Here is a 19,840-nt window from a genome sequence, read left to right on the forward strand (position 1 = left end):
TTTTATTGGCGTGTCATGTCTGTGAGCGATACTTCATTAAGCGAACGCTTATCTCAATACCAACGGCATATTAAAATTCCAGCGCCTGCAGTCGCGGGAGTTTTAACGCGTGTGGTTGGTTTAACACTGGAAGCCAAAGGTTTGCGCGCTCCGGTAGGCAGCCAATGTAAAATTGAAACAATGAACGGCTTTGTTGACGCTGAAATTGTTGGATTTAACGATCAAACTTTGTATTTAATGCCTAACGACCACATTTCAGGCGTACTGCCTGGTGCGCGAGTTATCCCCCAAGTTAATGACACAGGTTTGCCTGTTGGCATGAGCTTACTTGGTCGAGTGGTAGACGGCTTAGGCAGACCTTTAGATGGCTTAGGTAAAATTAATGCAGAACATACACTCAAATTTGCTCAAAATGCAATAAACCCTCTTGCAAGACGCCCCATTAGTAAGCCTATGGATGTGGGGGTACGTGCTATTAACTCGGTGATTACTGTCGGCCAAGGCCAGCGCATGGGCTTATTTGCAGGCTCTGGTGTGGGTAAATCAGTATTATTAGGCATGATGACCCGAGGCAGTGAAGCCGATGTGATTGTAGTGGGTTTAGTCGGTGAGCGTGGTCGAGAAGTAAAAGAATTTATTGAAGAAATACTGGGTGTTGAAGGGCGTAAACGTTCAGTTGTTGTTGCAGCTCCCGCTGATGCCTCACCATTAATGCGATTAAAAGGCTGCGAAAGTGCGGTAACCATTGCAGAGTATTTTCGAGATCAAGGTTTAAACGTATTGTTATTACTCGACTCGGTGACGCGTTATGCTATGGCACAGCGTGAAATCGCGCTTGCCGTCGGTGAGCCCCCTGCAACAAAAGGCTACCCACCTTCAGTATTTGCTAAATTACCTGCGCTGGTGGAAAGAGCGGGTAATGGCGGGGAAGGGCAAGGCTCTATTACTGCCTTTTTTACCGTACTGAGTGAAGGCGATGACATGCAAGACCCGATTGCTGATGCTGCACGTGCCATACTTGACGGACATATTGTTTTATCGCGTGATTTAGCCGACAGCGGCCATTATCCTGCCATTGACATAGAAAAATCGATTTCTCGAGTTATGCCTCAAGTGGTGTCTGAATCGCACATGCAACAAGCTCGGGTGCTTAAGCAAGTGTATTCAATGTATCAACAGAACAAAGACATGATCACCTTGGGCGCTTATCAAAAAGGCAGTGATCAAATGCTCGATCAGGCAATAAACATGATGCCAAGAGTGAACGCATTTTTACAACAAGGGATGCGTGATGTGATTAGCTATGATGATGGCCTTCAAGGGCTAGCGCAATTATTAGGACAAGCATAATGGCAAAAAATAAACTGCATTTGTTGCTCAGGCTTGAAAACGAAAAAGAAGAAACGTTACGCATGAGCTATTTGCAAGCTAATCAAAATTTGCAATTAAATCAGCAAAAGCTGCAGGGCTTAAATGACTTTCGACTTGAATACACGCAGCAACTTCATATTAAGGGGCAGTCGGGTTTATCAAGTGCCGGATTTAGCCAGTATCATGCATTCATTGCTAAGATTGAAGAAGCGATACGTCAACAAGCAAGCACTGTTAACACTGCAAAGCAGGTGGTTAGCCAGCGTAAAACCTTGTGGTTAAAGCAACAAGTAAAAGCGAAAGCGGTTGCTAAGTTAATTGAAAAACAACAGATAAAAGCGGATATGTTGGCCGCTAAAAGTGAGCAAAAAATGCTCGATGAATTTTCCTCTAATCAGTTTTATCAAAGGCATAAAGCACTATAAGGTAGGCATGCTAATTGCTTAGATTCTACAAGAGCAATGATTTTTAGGATTGTGCGGTGGGCTGTTGCCGCTTTTATTAGGTGATTTATGGCGATAAATGATATTTCAATGTTAGCGGTATCTGAGCAAGACTCATACTTAGTTAAAAAAGACAGTGATAAAACAAAGCTAGACAGCAGTAATGATGCGGGCTTTTTTGATCAATTAGCCCTTGCTAACCAAGCTTCTGAAACACACAGTACGCAAGCTAAAGCGCCAAACAAACAATCAGCAGATGAACAATCCGATCTAAAAGAGCAAAGTAGCGAAGAAAAGCCTTTGAGCGGTGAAGATATGCTGGCGCAAATTAATGCGGCACAAGTCATCGATACCTCAGTAAAAAATAACCCCCATGGTGGTGCGCAGTTAATAGACAAAGACGCTGTTAAAATAAACGCTAAGCCTGAAGATAAGCTGGCACCTATTATTACTATGCCAAGTGATGCCGTTGTGGATGATGAAATCATTCCACAAACACAAAATGTACAAGGTGCTAATTTAGCAGGAAAAGGCGAAGGTGAGCCGACACTGCTTGACACAAAAGCGCTAGCAGCTGTTAATGCGAGTCAAAAAGGCGATGTTGTTTCAAGTCAATTAGCAACAGATAAGGTGGCCGATAAGCCGACTGATACCACAACCGTAAAATCATCATTAGACTCATCAATTTTGGCGCTGTTATCAAAAGATGATAATGCCATTAAAGCAGATAAATTATTGGCAAATTTAACACCTGCTCAGCAAGGTGAGTTAGCTACTGAACTTAATGCGATGAGCAAGCCAATTAATAAAGATAACCTAGCGGATTTAAAGCAATTACTCAGTAAGTATGTGAGTGAAAGTGAGAAGCCGCAAACACCTCAGCAGACCATTAATGCACAAATAAGTACGTTAACTACCTCAGAAAAACAGGCCTTACTCAATCAGTTGCAGGGTTACGTTAAAAATGAATCTTTATCAACGAAAGAACTTACCTCGCTAAAAGGAGTAATCAGTGATTTAGAGACCGCGATTGACGCGGACAGCTTGTTTAGCGCCAAAGATAAGCCACTATTTTCAAATAATGCTTTGGCGGGAGCAATAGCGCCAAAAGCACAGACTGGTACTGAATCAGCCAATGTAAAACCTGAGCTAAAATTAGAGAGTTCAAAATCGGTAGCTGATAACCCTGACGGGCTTGCCAAACAGTTAGACGCATTACAAAAAGAGAGCATGCGCGGCACTAATGCTGAGCAAATGCCACCGCGTGCAGCACAAATTTTCTCTCAGATCATTAATATATTTGACAAACAGTCGCTTAATAGTCTCGCTAAATACGATACTTTAGGGTACGAACAAGCTATTATTGAAGCGCAAAGCTTGCAAGCAGGACAGTTACAAAGTACCGCACAAGCGAAACAAGTAAGCATTGATCCTGCCACCTTACAGGCTTTAAACATTATTAAAAGTGATGCGGCAAAAATGCTACAAGAGCGGGTTAGCTCAATGTTAAGTATTAATAATAAAGAAGCTGAAATTCGCCTAGATCCCCCAGAAATGGGCAGTATGCAAATTCGTATTAGAAGTGATGCTGAGCAAGCACAAATCAACTTTGTAGTGCAAAACCAGCAAGCCAAAGAAGCGCTGGAGCAGTCGTTACCTAGGCTTAGAGAAATGCTGATGCAGCAAGGTTTAGAACTAGGTGAAAGCAGTATTTCTTACGGTGATTCCTCAGGTGAACAAGCACAGCAACAAGAAAGTGATGCACAAGGGCAAATGGCTAATAATCGCTCTACAGATGAGACAAATAGTGAGCAACCAGATAAGCAAATACAGGGTTCTGGACAACAAACGTTATCATCAATAGATTACTATGCCTAAGTCCTGCTATTATAATAGTTAAAACAAGCAAATACCTTTGCAAATAAAGGAAATACAATGGCTGAAGATACTAATTTAGAAATAGAAGAAGTAAGTAAAAGTAAAAGCAAACTCATAATAATTATTGCCGCTGTATTACTTATTGTTGGCGCTGTGGCAGGGTACTTTTTATTATCAGGTGGTGATGAGCCAGTAGAAACCCTTGCAGATGATGCTGCCAATGGTGAGGTAGCTGCTGCGCCAACAAGTTCTTCGGCAACGGTTGGCAGTGCTTTATATGTTGCGATGCCTAGACCGTTTATTTTTAATGTGCCAGGGGCTAGTCGCGATAGAATTGTACAGATTAAAGTGCAATTATTAGTGCGCGGCGATGGTAATGAAGAAACGGCTAAAAAACACATTCCACTGATTGAAGGCACACTCCTGAGTGTATTTTCCATGACAACGGCTGATGAACTTAGCACCAGTGTAGGCAAAGAAACACTGCGTTTTACTGCACTTGATAAAGTACAGGCCGCTATGATGGATGTTGAAGGGAATAAAGTAATTGAGCGGGTACTATTTACCGGCTTTGTGATGCAATAAGGGGCCAGTGTGAGCGATTTATTATCCCAAGACGAAATTGATGCGCTATTACATGGTGTCGATGAAGTCGAAGAGGAAGATATACACGACGGTGAAGATGGTGAGGGAAGTACACTACAGTACGACTTTTCTTCGCAAGATCGCATCGTGCGTGGTCGCATGCCGACACTTGAAATTGTTAACGAGCGATTTGCCCGTCACATGCGAATTAGCTTATTTAACATGATGCGCCGCACCGCTGAGGTGTCAATTAACGGCGTGCAAATGATCAAGTTTGGTGAGTACATACATACCTTGTTTGTACCAACGAGTTTGAATATGGTGCGTTTTCGTCCACTAAAAGGCACCGGCCTTATTACCATGGAAGCACGCTTAGTATTTATACTGGTAGACAACTTCTTTGGTGGCGATGGCCGTTATCATGCCAAAATTGAAGGACGTGAATTTACCCCAACAGAACGCCGAATCGTGCAAATGCTGCTGAAAATAATCTTTGAAGATTACAAAGAAGCATGGGCACCGGTGATGGATGTGTCGTTCGAGTACCTCGATTCTGAGGTAAACCCTGCGATGGCTAATATTGTTAGCCCAACCGAAGTAGTGGTTATCAGCTCTTTTCATATTGAGCTGGATGGTGGCGGGGGAGACTTCCATATTGCGCTACCTTATTCAATGCTCGAACCTATCAGAGAGCTATTGGATGCGGGTGTTCAGTCTGATACTGAAGATACCGATTTACGTTGGAGTAAGGCGCTTCGTGACGAAATAATGGACGTAGAAGTCGATTTATCGACCCAGCTACTTGAAGTTGATTTAAGCTTAAAACAAATAATGGAGCTCAAGGCGGGGGATATAATTCCAGTTGAAATGCCTGAGCATATTACCGTATTTGTGGAAGAACTCCCTACATTTAGAGCTAAAATGGGTCGTTCACGTGATAACGTTGCGCTACAAATTAGTGAAAAAATTAAACGCCCTGATTCAGTTAAATCTGAGCTGCATGTCTTTACCAAAGGCGGCAAAAAAATTGATTCAGATGCAGAATTAGCAGAACTAGAAGATGATTTACACCTTTCAAACGGTGTAGACTTAGACTGGTAATTGATTAAAAGGTTAAAAGTATGAGCGATGATCAAGATACAATGGACGAATGGGCAGCAGCACTTGCTGAAGCTGAAGGCACTGACGATAGTCCTGAGGTCAAAGTAACCGAGCTTGATGAGCTTGATGATTCAAAGCATGAACTCAGCGGTGAAGAAAAACGTAAACTCGATACTATTTTAGACATTCCCGTTACTATTTCTATGGAAGTAGGGCGTTCTAAAATTAATATTCGTAATTTATTACAACTTAACCAAGGTTCGGTCGTTGAGCTTGACAGGGTTGCCGGCGAACCGCTTGATGTATTAGTTAATGGTACTTTGATTGCGCATGGCGAAGTGGTTGTAGTAAACGATAAGTTCGGTATTCGTTTAACGGATGTAATTAGCCAGGTTGAACGGATCAAAAAGTTACGATGATAGCACTAGCCAGTTTAAGCAATTCGGTGTTTGCAGCAACCGATGCTGCAACACCGACCACAGATATCGTATCCATGGTGTTATCTTTGGGTATGGTTGTGGTGTTAATTTTAGTGTTGGCTTTTTTTGTAAAAAAGCTCAATCCAAATTTAACCAATAACGATGAGTTTAAAGTGATCCGCAGTCTTCCGTTGGGATCACGCGAGCGCTTAATGGTGGTTGAAATAGATAATGCACAGCACCTATTAGGGGTTACTCCACACAGTATTAATTATCTACACAAGTTAGAAACCCCCCTAACAGAAAAAGAGTTACCAGAATTAGCGAAGCGGTTTGGCAAAATGTTGAATCCGCAACTTAATCAAAATAAAAAGAACTAATATTATGACTAAATGGCTGCTTTTCCTATTTGCCATGCTGTTCGTCCCAGGGGTCAATGCCGAGGGGATTGACGCGCTGACGATCACCACTAATGCCGATGGCACCCAAGACTACTCAGTGACGCTACAAGTGTTGGCGATCATGACGGCTATGAGCTTTATTCCAGCCGCGATCATCATGATGACCTCTTTCACTCGAATTATTGTTGTTTTAGCTATTTTGCGCCAAGCCATTGGTTTGCAGCAAACGCCTTCGAACCAAGTATTACTAGGTATGTCGCTGTTTTTAAGTATTTTTATTATGGCGCCAATTTATGAGCAAATAAATGAGCGAGCTATCGAACCGTATTTAAGTGAACAAGTAACGTCACTTGAAGCACTTGATTTAGCCAAAGAGCCAATGAAAGCGTTTATGCTCTCACAGGTACGTATAAAAGATTTAGAAACCTTTGCTAAAATAGCAGGTTACGATCAGCTTGACTCGCCTGAAGCAACGCCAATGGTTGTGCTTATTCCTGCGTTTGTGACCAGTGAACTACAAACCGCTTTTATTATTGGTTTTATGTTTTTTATTCCCTTTTTGATTGTCGATTTGGTGGTTGCATCGGTATTGATGGCCATGGGTATGATGATGTTATCGCCTATGATTGTGTCGCTACCGTTTAAGATTATGTTGTTTGTATTGGTTGATGGGTGGAGCTTGGTGATGGGTACACTCGCTAAAAGCTTTGGCTTGGGCACGTAGTTGTGCACTCTTCATTGAACCAATCACACTAGGAGTCGTCCATGGAACCTGAAGTATTTGTTGATATTTTAAGTGGAGCCCTATTTTTAGTGATTAAGCTGGTGTCTGCCATTGTGGTACCTGGCTTAATTATTGGGTTGGTTGTGGCTGTGTTTCAGGCAGCAACCTCAATTAACGAACAAACACTGAGTTTTTTACCGCGCTTATTAATCACCATCAGTGCCCTGATTGTGGGAGGACATTGGTTTACTCAAGAGCTAATGGACTTTTTTAATCGCTTAGTGCTGCTTATCCCCGAAATTGCAGGTTAACAATGGAATTTCCATTTTCCGTTGTCATTCAATGGTTAAGTGATTTTTTACTGCCCTTAGTGCGCATCAGCTCTATGATCATGATCATGGCGGGTATTGGCGCAAAAAACGTACCTGCTCGAATAAAAATGGGCTTGGCTGTAGTGGTCACCTTCTTAGTTGTTCCTGTTCTTCCTGCTGCTACATTTACTAATCTATTTTCTTTTGAAATGATTTTAGTGGTACTCCAACAAATGTTGATTGGTGTCGCAATTGGTTTTGCGTCCACACTATTACTCAATACGTTTGTATTAGCCGGTCAAATTCTTGCTATGCAAACCGGTTTAGGTTTTGCATCTGTTGTTGACCCCTCTAATGGGATGAGTGTGCCTGCAGTGGGGCAATTTTATCTTATATTAGCTACCTTATTATTTTTTGTGTTTAATGGTCATTTAATGATGATTCAAATGGTGGTGCACAGTTTTGAAGTACTCCCGATTGATGGCAATTGGTGGGCGGTTGATCATTACTGGGACATAGTGACATGGGGTGGTTGGATGTTTACCACTGCATTAGTACTGTCATTAGCACCATTAACCGCCATGCTGGTTATTAATATGGCATTTGGTATTATGACCCGTGCTGCACCGCAGTTAAATATTTTCTCGATAGGCTTCCCGTTTACCTTAGTGGCAGGGCTCGTTATTATTTGGGCAACGCTCGGTAACTTTGTCACTCAGTTTGAGTTCCAATGGCTAAAAATGGTTGAGCTGATGTGTACTCTAGTTGGTTGTTCCCCTTAGGAGAGCGTAATGGCTGAAGATTCCGGACAAGAAAAAACCGAAGAACCCACCCCAAAAAAAGTTGATGATGCTAAAAAGAAAGGCCAAATAGCGCGTTCTAAAGAGTTAGGTACCATGTTTGTGCTTATTTTTTCTGCTATTTCCTTATTAATGTATGGGCCTGAAATTGGCAAAGGCTTGTACCGCATTATGGGAAGAATGCTGAGTCTTAACCGCAATGAAACCTACGACACCACCAAAATGTTTGCCGTATGGGGAGAGGTGGCCGACGTACTGTTATTTCCTATGTCGATGTTTGTACTCATTATTGTATTGGCTGCATTTATCGGTAATACCATGCTTGGCGGCTTTAATTTTAGTTGGCAAGCAGCTGCGCCCAAAGCCAGTAAAATGTCGCCAATGAAAGGCTTTACCCGCATGTTTGGTCCACAAGCGGCTATAGAATTGCTTAAGTCATTATTAAAGTTTGGCTTGGTGGCCGCATTTGCTATTTTTTTAATTAATACGTTTTTTGATGAAATCTTACATTTAAGTATAGAAAGTGCGCCTGGCAATATTGTTCATGCTTTGGAAATTTTAGCGTGGATGTTTTTAGGCATGTCTTGCACCTTAATTATTATTGCTGCTATTGACGCCCCATTTCAAAGCTATAGTCATAACAAACAGCTTAAAATGACTATGCAAGAGGTAAAAGACGAATATAAAAACTCAGAAGGTGATCCGCAGATTAAAGCGCGCATAAGGCAAACCCAACGTCAAATGTCGCAAAAGAGAATGATGCAGGATGTGCCAGACGCCGATGTTATTGTTACCAACCCTACTCACTATTCCGTAGCTTTAAAATACGATACAGAGCGAGCAGGCGCGCCTATTGTATTAGCCAAAGGTGTGGATGAGCTCGCCATGCAAATTCGTAAAATTGCATTGGGTAATGAAGTGCCTATTGTTGAGTCTCCAACTTTAACCCGAGCGCTTTATCATACTGCAGAAGTGGGTGAGCAAATCCCCGATCAGCTATTTACTGCGGTTGCTCAAGTGCTTGCTTATGTGTTTCAGCTTAAACGGTTTAAAAAAGGCCGTGGAAAACGCCCTGTTGCCCTTAATAAAAAGCTGCCTATCCCCGATGAATTTAAGTATTAACTGCTAACCAACTAACTTGGAATAGTTATTGCAATTTCAGCGTAGTGTCAATTTTTTGAAATTGTAGAGTTATGGAATTTAAAGCGGTATTACAACAACTTAATAAAGATAAAAAAGAATATGCGAAGGGCGTTGGTACACCGCTTTTGGTGTTGGCTGCGCTGGGCATGGTTATTTTACCGCTGCCTCCATTCCTGCTTGATATATTATTTTCGTTTAATATCGCGCTTGCGTTAGTTGTATTACTGGTCACTGTATACACCATGAAGCCGCTTGAGTTTGGTATGTTCCCAGCCGTGCTGTTAATTGCAACCATAATGCGCTTAGCACTCAATGTGGCCAGTACCCGGGTGGTACTGCTTGAGGGTCATAACGGTGGGGATGCTGCTGGTAAAGTCATTGAAGCATTTGGTTCAGTGGTAATCGGTGGTAACTACGCCGTGGGCTTGGTGGTGTTTTTAATTCTGATCATCATTAACTTTGTGGTAATCACCAAAGGTGCTGGTCGTATTTCAGAAGTATCAGCGCGTTTTACTCTAGATGCTATGCCAGGTAAGCAAATGGCCATAGATGCAGATATGAATGCCGGTTTTATCAGTGCCGAGCAAGCCAGAGAACGTCGTGAGGAAGTAACCCGTGAAGCTGACTTTTATGGTTCTATGGATGGTGCTAGTAAATTTGTAAAAGGCGATGCTATTGCTGGCATAGTCATTTTAGTGATCAATATTGTGGGTGGCTTATTTGTTGGCATGATCCAACATGACTTAAGTTTTTCACGCGCTATGGAAGTGTACACACTATTGACCATTGGTGATGGCTTAGTCGCGCAATTACCTTCATTACTACTTTCAATTGGTACTGCAATTGTTGTAACCCGTCAAAATGAATCGCACAACATGGGCGATCAGTTTAAGAAGCAATTAGGTAACGAAAAGTCGTTATTTATTGCCTCAGGTATCCTTATTACGATGGGCTTAGTCCCAGGTATGCCACACCTTGCATTTTTAAGCTTAGGGGCGTTTTTAGGTTACCTTGCATACTATACTCAGCAAAATAAACTTAAATTAGCCGCTGCAGAAGCAGAAGAAGCCGAAAATGCGGCCTCAGGTACCGGAATTGCGGCTAAACAAGAGCAAAAAGAACTGGGTTGGGATGATGTTCAACAAGTTGATGTTATTGGTCTAGAAGTCGGTTACCGACTCATTCCTCTCGTTGACCAATCACAAGGTGGCGAGCTGTTAAACCGTATTAAAGGAGTGCGTAAAAAACTATCTCAAGAGCTAGGCTTTTTAGTGCCGCCGGTGCATATACGCGATAATCTAGAACTCGACCCAAATGCATACCGCATAACCATGATGGGTGTATCAAGTGGTGAGGGTGAGCTTAAACATGGTGACGAATTAGCGATTAACCCAGGCCAAGTATTTGGCCCGCTAAAAGGAATTGAAACTAAAGATCCTGCGTTTGGTTTAGATGCAGTTTGGATAAAACCTGATCAAAAAGATGAAGCACAGTCTTTAGGTTACACCGTGGTTGATTCGGCTACCGTGGTGGCAACCCATATTAGCCAGTTACTCACCAATAGCGCCGCATTATTACTCGGACATGAAGAAGTACAAAACTTATTAGATATGTTAGGTAAGAGTCACCCTCGCTTAGTTGAAGGACTTGTACCTGAGGTATTACCGCTGACCACCATCGTGAAAGTACTACAAAATTTATTAAACGAAGGGGTAGCAATACGAGATATGCGCTCAATTGTTCAAACCCTTGTTGAGTATGGCCCTCGTAGCCAAGACCCAGATGTATTAACGGCTGCAGTGCGAATATCACTGCGTAGATTAATCGTTCAAGATGCCGTTGGTATGTCTTCTGAAATCCCTGTCATAACCTTGGCGCCTGAGTTGGAACAGATGTTGCATCAGTCACTTCAAAATGCAGGTGATGAAGGTGCCGGAATAGAACCAGGGCTTGCTGATAGACTTCAAACATCATTGAATGAAGCGCATCAAAATCAAGAAATGGCCGGTGAACCTTCAATATTGCTAACGTCAGGAATGTTACGCACTGTGTTATCTCGATTTGTTAAATACACCATTCCTGGATTGCGAGTGATGTCTTATCAAGAGATACCAGATGAAAGACAGATCAAGATTGTCAGCTCTGTAGGCCAACAATAAGATTTTAAAGGGGTTTGAATTATGAAAATTAAACGTTTTTTTGCTAAAGACATGCGCACTGCACTAAAAGAAGTAAAAGAAGAGTTGGGTGTTGATGCGGTTATTATGTCAAATAAAAAACTAGCTAATGGCGTTGAAATTGTTGCTGCAGTTGATTACGACAAAGCAGCGACAAAAGCGCCAGAGCAGCCTCAAAGCCAACCTGCTGCAAGAGCTTCATTTGCACATACTGAGCAAAGTTCACATAATTTTGTTAAACCAGAACCGCAACGCGCTCAACCTAAGCCACAGGCAAAGGTTGCAGATAGCTTACAAGCTTTACTAGAGCGTCAGTCTCCACGTCCTCGTTCAGCAGAGCTTGCTTCAATGTTTTCACACTCTGGCATTGACACTTCTGGTCACTATCAAGAACAAGAGCCTGTGCAATCACGACCTAAAAATATGTTTGAACGTGAACAAAGCGCGCCAGTGCGCCCTCGTACCCAAGCCGATAGCTTAGGTTTCGACGACTTAGACAGTGGCTTTGACGATTTAGATTCACCTAGCGCACCGCGTCAGCAAACAATGCATAAAGAATCCAGTGACATCAGCACAATGCGTGAAGAAATGAACGCAATTCGTCAACTATTAGAGCACCAAGTATCAGGTTTAATGCAGCAAGATATGGCACGTCGCGATCCGACCCGTGCATGTATGATTGACCGCTTAGTCGGTATGGGGATAGAAAAAAATGTTGCTGAGCAAATGGCATGTTTTGTACCAGACGATGTGTCTCGCCAACAAGGCTGGAAAGCTTTATTGAACATGGTTGAAGATCAAATGCAAACCACGAACAACGAAATACTTCGCCAAGGCGGTGTTTTTGCGTTAGTCGGACCTACTGGCGTGGGTAAAACCACCACAGTTGCAAAACTGGCAGCATTGGGTGCACAAAAATACGGTGCCGATAAAGTAGCGCTTATTACTACCGATACCTACCGTATTGGTGCTTATGAGCAGCTAGCAACGTATGGTCGTATTATAGGTTGTGGCGTTAAACAAGTTAAAGATGCAAATGAATTAGCAGAAGTTTTATACCATTTACGAAATAAACGTCTAGTCTTAATTGATACAGCGGGAATGAGTCAACGTGATTTACGCTTAACCGAGCAGTTAAACACCTTGATGCGTAATCAGCGTGTTGATATACGTAGTTATTTAGTATTAAGTGCGACGGCGCAAATTAATGTATTACAAGAAACAGTAAGGCACTTTAAAAAAGTACAGCTAAGCGGATGTATTTTTACTAAACTTGATGAGTCATTGAGTTTAGGTGAGATTATTAGTATTGCGATTCAAAATCGTCTCCCAATAGGGTATCTTACTAACGGTCAGCGAGTACCAGAAGATATTAGAGTGGCAAATGCCGAAAAACTAGTAAAAAAAGCTGAGCAATTGTATTTAAAAAGAATAAAAGCACAACAATCACGACACCAATCAGTGGCGTCGAGCACAGTAGAGATGTATGATTAACACAGTTTTAGATCAAGCAAGCGGCCTTCGCAAAATGAGCAAGAATAATAATAACGGCGTAAAAGTTATCGCTGTCACCGGCGGCAAAGGTGGAGTGGGTAAAACGAACGTATCCCTTAACACGGCAATCGCGTTAGGCCAACAAGGCAAACGTGTGCTTGTACTAGATGCTGATTTAGGATTAGCGAATTGTGATGTGATGCTTGGACTGCGCGTTGAGCGTAATTTATCTCATGTTTTATCGGGCGAATGTGAACTTGATGATATTTTAGTCGAAGGTCCCGCAGGCATAAAAATAGTGCCTGCAACATCGGGTTCGCAAAGTATGGTTGAGTTATCACCCTCAGAGCACGCTGGACTTATTCGTGCATTTAGTGAACTTAACACCGACTTTGATATTTTAATTGTTGATACCGCTGCGGGTATTTCCGATATGGTGCTGAGTTTTTCTCGCGCAGCGCAAGATGTGGTTGTGGTGGTATGTGATGAGCCTACATCAATTACCGATGCCTATGCTTTAATTAAAGTACTTAGCCGTGAGCACGGCGTTTATAAATTTAAAATTGTTGCCAATATGGTGCGTAGTTTACGCGAAGGGCAGGAATTGTTTGCAAAACTTTCAAAGGTTACCGACCGATTTTTAGATATATCAATGGAGTTGGTTGCAACGGTTCCATATGATGAAAATATGCGCAAATCAACGCGCCGCCAAAAAGTAATTGTTGAGGTTTTTCCTGGGTCGCCTGCTGCAATTGCTTTTAAAACACTGGCTACAAAAATTGCTAAGTGGCCAACACCTAGTCAAGCCTCGGGTCATTTAGAGTTTTTCATTGAGAAACTAGTTAGTAACTAACAATGACAATACCGGTGAATAGAGCTATGGGATATCAGTCAACACAAAATTTAAATATGATTGTTGAAAAGCATGCCTCATTAGTCAAAAAAGTGGCGTGCCATTTAATTGCTCGTTTACCGGCCAGTGTGCAGCTAGATGATTTAATTCAATCGGGTATGATTGGTTTAATTGAAGCTTCAAAAAACTTTGATGCGAGCAAAGGCGCAAGCTTTGAAACCTTTGCCGGTATTCGTATTCGTGGTGCGATGATAGACGAAATGCGCCGAGGCGATTGGGTTCCACGTTCAGTTCACAGAAAAAGCCGTTTGGTTGCAGAGACTATTGTTGCGCTTGAGAACAGTTTAAACCGTGAACCTAAAGATAGTGAAGTTGCTGAAAAACTTGAAATTTCGCTAAATGAGTACCATCATATTTTAAACGATGTAAATGTAAGCAAAGTGTTAGGTATTGAAGACCTTGGTATAGATGACGATGTGATTACACCTCATGGCCAAGATTTAGCACTAGACAAACCGTTCAATAATGTTAAAAATGAACGGTTTAATGAGTCTTTACTCAGTGCAATAAAGTCGTTACCGGAAAAAGATGCAATGGTGCTTTCTTTGTACTATAACGATGAGATGAATTTAAAAGAAATTGGGCATATACTCGATGTAAGTGAATCGCGTGTAAGTCAGATACATGGTCAGGCGATGATTAAGCTTAAAGCAAAAATCAATGACTGGATAAACTAGAAGTAAGTAAATAAAGGTTCAGGCCTCACTGGAGGATGTTTTGGATAAAAACATTAAAATTCTTGTTGTTGATGATTTCTCAACAATGAGACGTATTATTAAAAACCTGTTGCGCGATTTAGGTTTTACCAATGTTCAAGAAGCAGATGACGGGTCAACTGCTTTGCCTATGTTGCAAAATCAAGCGTTTGATTTTGTTGTAACAGATTGGAATATGCCAGGCATGCAAGGTATTGATCTTTTGAGGGCAATTCGAGCTGATGAAAAATTAAAGCATATTCCTGTTTTAATGGTTACAGCAGAAGCTAAAAAAGAACAAATAATTGCTGCGGCCCAAGCAGGTGTTAATGGTTATATTGTTAAACCATTTACTGCAGGTACATTGAAAACTAAATTAGAAAAAGTGTTCGAACGCTTAGGTTAATGAGAGGGAGAGGCTTATGTCAGCACCTGCTGCGCCTCAGATTACTTTAGAACAAGCTCGCCAGTTAGTTGTTTTTTTAGAAAATGGTGAGCAAGATAAAGCGAATCAGTTAATTTTAGAAACAGCTTCACAAGAGCAATCACAGTTATTTGCTGAGGTGGGTAAGTTGACGCGTCAACTGCACGAAGCTTTAAAAAGTTTCGAGTTAGACACGCGTTTAACAGACATTACCACTGATGCCATCCCTGACGCAAAAAAACGCCTTAACTATGTCATGGAAATGACAGAAAACGCAGCCAATAAGACAATGGATGCGGTTGAAGCAAGCTTACCATTAGCACAAGAAATCGCTGACGAAATAGCTGATATCAAGCCAACGTGGGATCGTTTAATGAACCGCGAAATAGAGCTTGGTGAGTTTAAATCACTTTGTCATAGTATTGATAAGTTTATGAGCAGTTCTCATCACAAAACCGATGAGTTACAAATGCTGATGACTAATGTGCTGATGGCTCAAGACTATCAAGATTTAACCGGTCAGGTTATTCGCCGTGTTATTGAACTTGTCCGTGAAGTTGAAGAAAGTTTAATTCACCTGTTGACTGCATTTGCAGCGCAAGGTGGTGAGGTTGAACCAACTGAACAACCAGAAAAAATAGAAGATCCCATTGTTGCACAAACACTAGCAGGTCCCGAAGGGCCTATTATTGATAAAGAAACGCGTAATGATGTTGTATCTGATCAAGATGAAGTTGATGATCTATTATCAAGTTTGGGCTTCTAATAGGAGAGTACTGCATGAGCTTTGAAGTCGATGAAGATATTTTACAAGACTTTTTAGTAGAGGCCGGAGAAATCCTTGAGCTTTTATCTGAACAGTTAGTAGAACTGGAAAACAACCCAGATGATACTGAGCTACTAAACGCAATATTTCGCGGTTTCCACACTGTAAAGGGTGGCGCTGGCTTTTTGGCTATGACAGAGCTTGTTGATGCATGTCATGGTGCTGAAAATGTGTTTGATTTACTGCGCCAAGGTGTAAGAACAGTTAACTCTGAATTAATGGATGTGATTTTACAAGCACTGGATACCATTAATGAAATGTTTGCCACGATTAAAAATCGTGACCAGCCAGAGCCTGCTGATCCAGAATTACTTGCAGTACTTCACAAACTTGGACAGCCACCGACAGCAGAAGAGCTTGCCGGCGATTCTGTGGTTGAAGATATAGCTCCTGTCGAAACCCCATCGGTAGAGCCCGAACCAGTTGCAGAGCAACCGAGCAACGATGCTGAAGAAGACCCGTTTGCTTTTGATGAATTATTTAGCGGCCCAGATAGCAGCAGTACTGAGTCTCAGATTGATGAAATAACCGAAGACGAATTCGAAAGCCTACTTGATGAACTTCATGGAAAAGGGCAAGCCCCACAAGAAAAACAATCATCATCAAGTGACAATGATGTCAGTGGTGATATAACTGACGATGAGTTTGACAGCTTATTGGATGAACTTCATGGTGTAGGCAGCTTTGGCGAAGTGAGCCAAGCAACCGCAAGTACACCACAACAAACACCATCAGCCCCTGTGGCTCCACCAAGTAACGAGCAAAGCTCGGGCGATGATGAAATAAGTGACGACGAGTTTGAAGCGTTACTTGATGAACTTCATGGTAAAGGTGCACCTAAGTCGATAGAAACACCGGCTCCTGTAAGTAAACCAGAACCAGTGGCAGCTAAAAAGCCAGAACCAGTTGCTGCAGCTAAGCCACAGCCTAAACCAGAGCCAGCTAAGCCTGCTCCTGCGGCACAAGCAGCTAAAGCTGCGCCGCCTAAAAAAGCAGCGCCTCCACCGGCAGAAACAACAGTACGTGTTGATACCAAACGCCTAGACCAAATAATGAACATGGTGGGCGAGTTAGTACTTGTGCGAAATCGCTTAGTGAGTTTGGCGACTAATTCTGATAGCGAGGCTATGGGTAAAGCTATTTCCAACTTAGATGTTGTGACTGCTGATATCCAAGGTGCAGTAATGCAAACACGAATGCAGCCAATTAAAAAAGTATTTGGCCGTTTTCCTCGTGTTGTACGTGACTTAGCACGAACACTTAAAAAAGATATTAATTTATTACTTGTCGGTGAAGACACCGATTTAGATAAAAATTTAGTGGAAGCATTGGCCGATCCATTGGTGCATTTGGTTCGCAACTCGGTCGACCATGGTATTGAAATGCCCGATATTCGTGAAGCATCGGGTAAACCTAGAACAGGTACGGTGACTTTATCAGCTTCGCAACAGGGTGATCATATTCTACTTACCATCCAAGATGATGGTGCCGGTATGGATGCTGAAAAGCTTAAAAAGATTGCGATTAGTAAAGGGGTGCTTGATCACGACCAAGCGAGTCGTCTTTCTGATACTGAAGCTTATAACCTTATTTTTGCACCTGGATTTTCAACCAAAGAAGAAATCTCAGATATTTCTGGCCGTGGTGTTGGTATGGATGTGGTTAAAACAAAAATCACTCAGCTCAATGGCTCGGTTAACATAAAATCAGAAATGGGCGTAGGGACTACTTTAGAAATCAAAGTTCCACTAACACTTGCGATATTACCTACCTTAATGGTGGTGGTGGGAGAGCAAACCTTTGCCTTGCCGCTAGCGGGTGTAAGTGAAATATTCCACTTAGATTTAACAAAAACTAATGTGGTTGATGGCCAGCTAACGATTATTGTTCGTAAAAAGTCGATTCCATTATTCTACCTTGAACATTGGCTTATAAAAGGCGCTGATAGAGGTCAGCGAAAAGCACAAGGGCATGTCGTTATTGTGCAAATAGGGACTCAAAAAGTAGGGTTCGTTGTTGATTCACTAATAGGTCAAGAAGAAGTGGTGATCAAGCCTCTAGATGCATTATTGCAAGGTACGCCGGGTATGGCGGGTGCGACTATTACCTCTGATGGTGGAATTGCACTGATATTAGATGTACCGAGTATGCTAAAGCATTACGCTGGATAATAAAAAGTAGGTATAAACTTTATGCCTACCCATTCATTGAATAAGAGAGCGAAATGGCTGTTAAAGTTTTAGTAGTTGATGATTCAAGCTTTTTTCGCCGCAGAGTGAGTGAAATTCTTGAACAAGACAGCGGCATTGAGGTAATAGGCTTTGCTGTAAATGGCCGAGAGGCCGTCGAAAAAACAGCTCAGTTACGTCCTGATGTTATCACCATGGATGTTGAAATGCCGGTGCTGGATGGTATTAGTGCTGTGAAAGAGATCATGGCGAGTAATCCAACACCTATTTTAATGTTTTCATCGTTAACACGAGCAGGGGCATCTGCCACTTTGGATGCGCTTGATGCTGGGGCGATGGACTTTTTACCTAAAAAGTTTGAAGATATTGCTCGCAATAACGATGATGCAATTAAGTTATTGCAAAATAAGGTTAAGGAAATAGGCCGCCAGCGTATTGGAAGAATTACGAGAACGGCCCCATCTCCAAGTATTAGTAAACCAGCGTCAAACAGTTCTGAACGCTTTTCTAACCTTGCTAAAAAGCCGATAGTTCAACCTGATCGTAGCTTTAATAATGCGAGTCCTGCACCTAATAACAGCAGTGCCTCAGCGCGTGCCAGTGGTAAGCAGTATCAGTTAGTTGCTATTGGTACATCCACAGGTGGGCCAGTTGCACTGCAAACTATTTTGACGCAATTACCTGCTAATTTTCCACACCCTATTTTACTCATACAGCATATGCCTGCTGCATTTACCCCGGCCTTTGCTACTCGCTTAGATGGCTTGTGTAAGATTAAAGTAAAAGAAGCGCAGCAAGGCGATAGATTACAACCTGGGTGCGCTTATTTAGCGCCAGGTGGCCAGCAAATGATGGTAGAAGGACGTGGCTCTAATAGAACCCTTCGTGTGTTTGAAGATAAAAATGAACGAGTAAACTATAAACCAAGTGTTGATATTACCTTTGCCAGTGCGGCCAAAGCGTATCAAGGTGATGTGCTTGCCATTATTTTGACAGGCATGGGTGCAGATGGTCGTGATGGTGCTCGCATGCTTAAGCAAACTGGCGCTACAATTTGGGCTCAGGATGAAAAAAGCTGTGTTGTCTATGGTATGCCTCAGGCGATAGCCAGTGCAGGTTTAGCGAGCGAAAGCATTAGCCTTCATGATGTGGCTGCACGTTTAAAAAGAGAGGTTGGCTGTGGATAAGCTTTCTGTTTTAGGATTACTGGTTGCATTAGGTGCTATTGCAATCGGTTATTCTTTAGAGGGAGGTGTGGTATCTGCGCTGTTTAATGGGCCTGCACTAATTATTGTATTAGGCGGTACATTAGGTGCGGTGATGCTACAAACATCAGCCAATACATTTAAAAAAATGCTTAGTATTACTCATTGGGTTTTTGTTACCGACGACCATGATATTGAAGATGCGATTGAGCAAGTAAAACGCTGGTCGCATAAAGCCCGTCAAGAAGGCTATTTAGCATTAGAAAACGAAGCACTTGCGCATTCAGATCCCTATGCTGCCAAAGGACTGAGTTTATTAGTTGATGGCTGTTCAGAGCAAAAACTACGCGATACCCTCGAGATTGACTTATTACTTGAGCGAGAACGATTACTTGAGGCTAGCCGGGTATATGAAGCAATGGGTGGGTATAGCCCAACTATTGGTATTTTAGGTGCGGTACTTGGGCTTATTCAAGCCATGTCATTTATTAACGATCCTGAGCAGTTAGGAACGGGTATTGCCACCGCGTTCATTGCAACTATATATGGTGTTGGTTTGGCTAATTTATTATTTTTACCTATGGCCAATAAGCTAAAGCAACGGGTTGAACAAAAGATGCTTTATCACGAAATGTTAGCGGAAGGTGTAATTGCTATTAGCCAAGGTGAGAGCCCTATTAATATTGAACTAAAGCTTGAAGCCTACCGCGTTGAACGTCCAATTTTACAGGCCCATTAGCG

20 protein-coding genes are annotated in these 19,840 nt (G+C 42.2%); all 20 read left to right on the forward strand.

Annotated features, from left to right (window positions below; all coding sequences use genetic code 11):
- Positions 1 to 15: 15 nt before the first annotated feature.
- The 20 genes from fliI (at position 16) to QL984_RS09105 (ending at position 19,838) form a co-directional block, all read left to right on the forward strand.
- Complete coding sequence (gene fliI, locus QL984_RS09010) at positions 16 to 1,350, forward strand: flagellar protein export ATPase FliI (protein ID WP_008112184.1); 1,335 nt, start codon at positions 16 to 18, stop codon at positions 1,348 to 1,350.
- Positions 1,350 to 1,796 (forward strand): flagellar export protein FliJ, encoded by a 447-nt coding sequence (gene fliJ / locus QL984_RS09015; RefSeq protein ID WP_248532818.1) that lies wholly within the window; start codon positions 1,350 to 1,352, stop codon positions 1,794 to 1,796. The genes fliI and fliJ overlap by 1 nt, the downstream gene beginning before the upstream one ends.
- Positions 1,797 to 1,883: 87 nt before the next feature.
- The gene (locus QL984_RS09020; protein ID WP_290172487.1) at positions 1,884 to 3,692 is read left to right on the forward strand and encodes a flagellar hook-length control protein FliK; all 1,809 of its coding nucleotides are present in this window, start codon (positions 1,884 to 1,886) and stop codon (positions 3,690 to 3,692) included.
- Positions 3,693 to 3,749: 57 nt separating this feature from the next.
- Entirely contained in the window at positions 3,750 to 4,277 is a 528-nt protein-coding gene (fliL, locus tag QL984_RS09025) for a flagellar basal body-associated protein FliL (RefSeq protein ID WP_013465555.1), read from the forward strand.
- A gap of 9 nt (positions 4,278 to 4,286) precedes the next feature.
- A complete protein-coding gene (fliM, locus tag QL984_RS09030; protein WP_010387912.1) occupies positions 4,287 to 5,378 on the forward strand; it encodes a flagellar motor switch protein FliM in 1,092 nt (363 codons plus the stop codon).
- 20 nt (positions 5,379 to 5,398) lie between these two features.
- Positions 5,399 to 5,797, forward strand: coding sequence for a flagellar motor switch protein FliN (gene fliN, locus QL984_RS09035; protein WP_013465554.1), 399 nt, complete (start codon positions 5,399 to 5,401; stop codon positions 5,795 to 5,797).
- Positions 5,794 to 6,177, forward strand: coding sequence for a flagellar biosynthetic protein FliO (gene fliO / locus QL984_RS09040; protein ID WP_024602027.1), 384 nt, complete (start codon positions 5,794 to 5,796; stop codon positions 6,175 to 6,177). Before fliN ends, fliO begins: the two co-directional genes overlap by 4 nt.
- Positions 6,178 to 6,181: 4 nt before the next feature.
- Positions 6,182 to 6,922, forward strand: a complete 741-nt coding sequence (gene fliP, locus QL984_RS09045) for a flagellar type III secretion system pore protein FliP (RefSeq protein WP_128583044.1) — start codon at positions 6,182 to 6,184, stop codon at positions 6,920 to 6,922.
- 41 nt (positions 6,923 to 6,963) lie between these two features.
- Positions 6,964 to 7,233, forward strand: a complete 270-nt coding sequence (locus QL984_RS09050; protein WP_010387922.1) for a flagellar biosynthetic protein FliQ — start codon at positions 6,964 to 6,966, stop codon at positions 7,231 to 7,233.
- Between the two features lie 2 nt (positions 7,234 to 7,235).
- The gene (gene fliR / locus QL984_RS09055; RefSeq protein ID WP_013465551.1) at positions 7,236 to 8,015 is read left to right on the forward strand and encodes a flagellar biosynthetic protein FliR; all 780 of its coding nucleotides are present in this window, start codon (positions 7,236 to 7,238) and stop codon (positions 8,013 to 8,015) included.
- A 9-nt stretch (positions 8,016 to 8,024) separates the two neighbouring features.
- Positions 8,025 to 9,155, forward strand: a complete 1,131-nt coding sequence (gene flhB / locus QL984_RS09060) for a flagellar biosynthesis protein FlhB (protein ID WP_013465550.1) — start codon at positions 8,025 to 8,027, stop codon at positions 9,153 to 9,155.
- A 71-nt stretch (positions 9,156 to 9,226) separates the two neighbouring features.
- Positions 9,227 to 11,335 carry a flagellar biosynthesis protein FlhA gene (flhA, locus tag QL984_RS09065; RefSeq protein ID WP_290172491.1) on the forward strand — a complete coding sequence of 703 codons (2,109 nt, stop codon included), beginning with the start codon at positions 9,227 to 9,229 and terminating at the stop codon, positions 11,333 to 11,335.
- 21 nt (positions 11,336 to 11,356) lie between these two features.
- Complete coding sequence (flhF, locus tag QL984_RS09070) at positions 11,357 to 12,847, forward strand: flagellar biosynthesis protein FlhF (protein WP_096038654.1); 1,491 nt, start codon at positions 11,357 to 11,359, stop codon at positions 12,845 to 12,847.
- Positions 12,840 to 13,700 (forward strand): MinD/ParA family protein, encoded by an 861-nt coding sequence (locus tag QL984_RS09075; protein ID WP_010387928.1) that lies wholly within the window; start codon positions 12,840 to 12,842, stop codon positions 13,698 to 13,700. Before flhF ends, QL984_RS09075 begins: the two co-directional genes overlap by 8 nt.
- Before the next feature lie 26 nt (positions 13,701 to 13,726).
- Entirely contained in the window at positions 13,727 to 14,437 is a 711-nt protein-coding gene (locus QL984_RS09080; protein WP_008112209.1) for an RNA polymerase sigma factor FliA, read from the forward strand.
- Between the two features lie 40 nt (positions 14,438 to 14,477).
- Positions 14,478 to 14,861, forward strand: coding sequence for a chemotaxis response regulator CheY (gene cheY, locus QL984_RS09085; RefSeq protein WP_008112210.1), 384 nt, complete (start codon positions 14,478 to 14,480; stop codon positions 14,859 to 14,861).
- A 16-nt stretch (positions 14,862 to 14,877) separates the two neighbouring features.
- Complete coding sequence (locus tag QL984_RS09090) at positions 14,878 to 15,645, forward strand: protein phosphatase CheZ (RefSeq protein ID WP_010387932.1); 768 nt, start codon at positions 14,878 to 14,880, stop codon at positions 15,643 to 15,645.
- 14 nt (positions 15,646 to 15,659) lie between these two features.
- Entirely contained in the window at positions 15,660 to 17,876 is a 2,217-nt protein-coding gene (locus QL984_RS09095; protein WP_013465548.1) for a chemotaxis protein CheA, read from the forward strand.
- 53 nt (positions 17,877 to 17,929) lie between these two features.
- Positions 17,930 to 19,081 carry a chemotaxis response regulator protein-glutamate methylesterase gene (locus QL984_RS09100; protein WP_016899235.1) on the forward strand — a complete coding sequence of 384 codons (1,152 nt, stop codon included), beginning with the start codon at positions 17,930 to 17,932 and terminating at the stop codon, positions 19,079 to 19,081.
- Positions 19,074 to 19,838 (forward strand): flagellar motor protein, encoded by a 765-nt coding sequence (locus QL984_RS09105; protein WP_028833993.1) that lies wholly within the window; start codon positions 19,074 to 19,076, stop codon positions 19,836 to 19,838. Before QL984_RS09100 ends, QL984_RS09105 begins: the two co-directional genes overlap by 8 nt.
- The last annotated feature ends 2 nt before the right edge of the window (positions 19,839 to 19,840 follow it).

Source organism: Pseudoalteromonas sp. APC 3495, from assembly GCF_030407645.1.
GTDB lineage: Bacteria > Pseudomonadota > Gammaproteobacteria > Enterobacterales > Alteromonadaceae > Pseudoalteromonas > Pseudoalteromonas tetraodonis.

What these genes read in the sequence shown, in the direction of transcription:
- QL984_RS09100 (WP_016899235.1), top strand. Translation starts at nt 17,930, where the DNA reads ATGGCTGTTAAAGTTTTAGTAGTTGATGATTCAAGCTTTTTTCGCCGC.
- fliN (WP_013465554.1), top strand. Translation starts at nt 5,399, where the DNA reads ATGAGCGATGATCAAGATACAATGGACGAATGGGCAGCAGCACTTGCT.
- fliP (WP_128583044.1), top strand. Translation starts at nt 6,182, where the DNA reads ATGACTAAATGGCTGCTTTTCCTATTTGCCATGCTGTTCGTCCCAGGG.
- QL984_RS09090 (WP_010387932.1), top strand. Translation starts at nt 14,878, where the DNA reads ATGTCAGCACCTGCTGCGCCTCAGATTACTTTAGAACAAGCTCGCCAG.
- QL984_RS09080 (WP_008112209.1), top strand. Translation starts at nt 13,727, where the DNA reads ATGGGATATCAGTCAACACAAAATTTAAATATGATTGTTGAAAAGCAT.
- fliJ (WP_248532818.1), top strand. Translation starts at nt 1,350, where the DNA reads ATGGCAAAAAATAAACTGCATTTGTTGCTCAGGCTTGAAAACGAAAAA.
- fliI (WP_008112184.1), top strand. Translation starts at nt 16, where the DNA reads ATGTCTGTGAGCGATACTTCATTAAGCGAACGCTTATCTCAATACCAA.
- flhF (WP_096038654.1), top strand. Translation starts at nt 11,357, where the DNA reads ATGAAAATTAAACGTTTTTTTGCTAAAGACATGCGCACTGCACTAAAA.
- QL984_RS09095 (WP_013465548.1), top strand. Translation starts at nt 15,660, where the DNA reads ATGAGCTTTGAAGTCGATGAAGATATTTTACAAGACTTTTTAGTAGAG.
- fliO (WP_024602027.1), top strand. Translation starts at nt 5,794, where the DNA reads ATGATAGCACTAGCCAGTTTAAGCAATTCGGTGTTTGCAGCAACCGAT.
- flhA (WP_290172491.1), top strand. Translation starts at nt 9,227, where the DNA reads ATGGAATTTAAAGCGGTATTACAACAACTTAATAAAGATAAAAAAGAA.
- flhB (WP_013465550.1), top strand. Translation starts at nt 8,025, where the DNA reads ATGGCTGAAGATTCCGGACAAGAAAAAACCGAAGAACCCACCCCAAAA.
- fliL (WP_013465555.1), top strand. Translation starts at nt 3,750, where the DNA reads ATGGCTGAAGATACTAATTTAGAAATAGAAGAAGTAAGTAAAAGTAAA.
- fliR (WP_013465551.1), top strand. Translation starts at nt 7,236, where the DNA reads ATGGAATTTCCATTTTCCGTTGTCATTCAATGGTTAAGTGATTTTTTA.
- QL984_RS09075 (WP_010387928.1), top strand. Translation starts at nt 12,840, where the DNA reads ATGATTAACACAGTTTTAGATCAAGCAAGCGGCCTTCGCAAAATGAGC.
- QL984_RS09020 (WP_290172487.1), top strand. Translation starts at nt 1,884, where the DNA reads ATGGCGATAAATGATATTTCAATGTTAGCGGTATCTGAGCAAGACTCA.
- QL984_RS09050 (WP_010387922.1), top strand. Translation starts at nt 6,964, where the DNA reads ATGGAACCTGAAGTATTTGTTGATATTTTAAGTGGAGCCCTATTTTTA.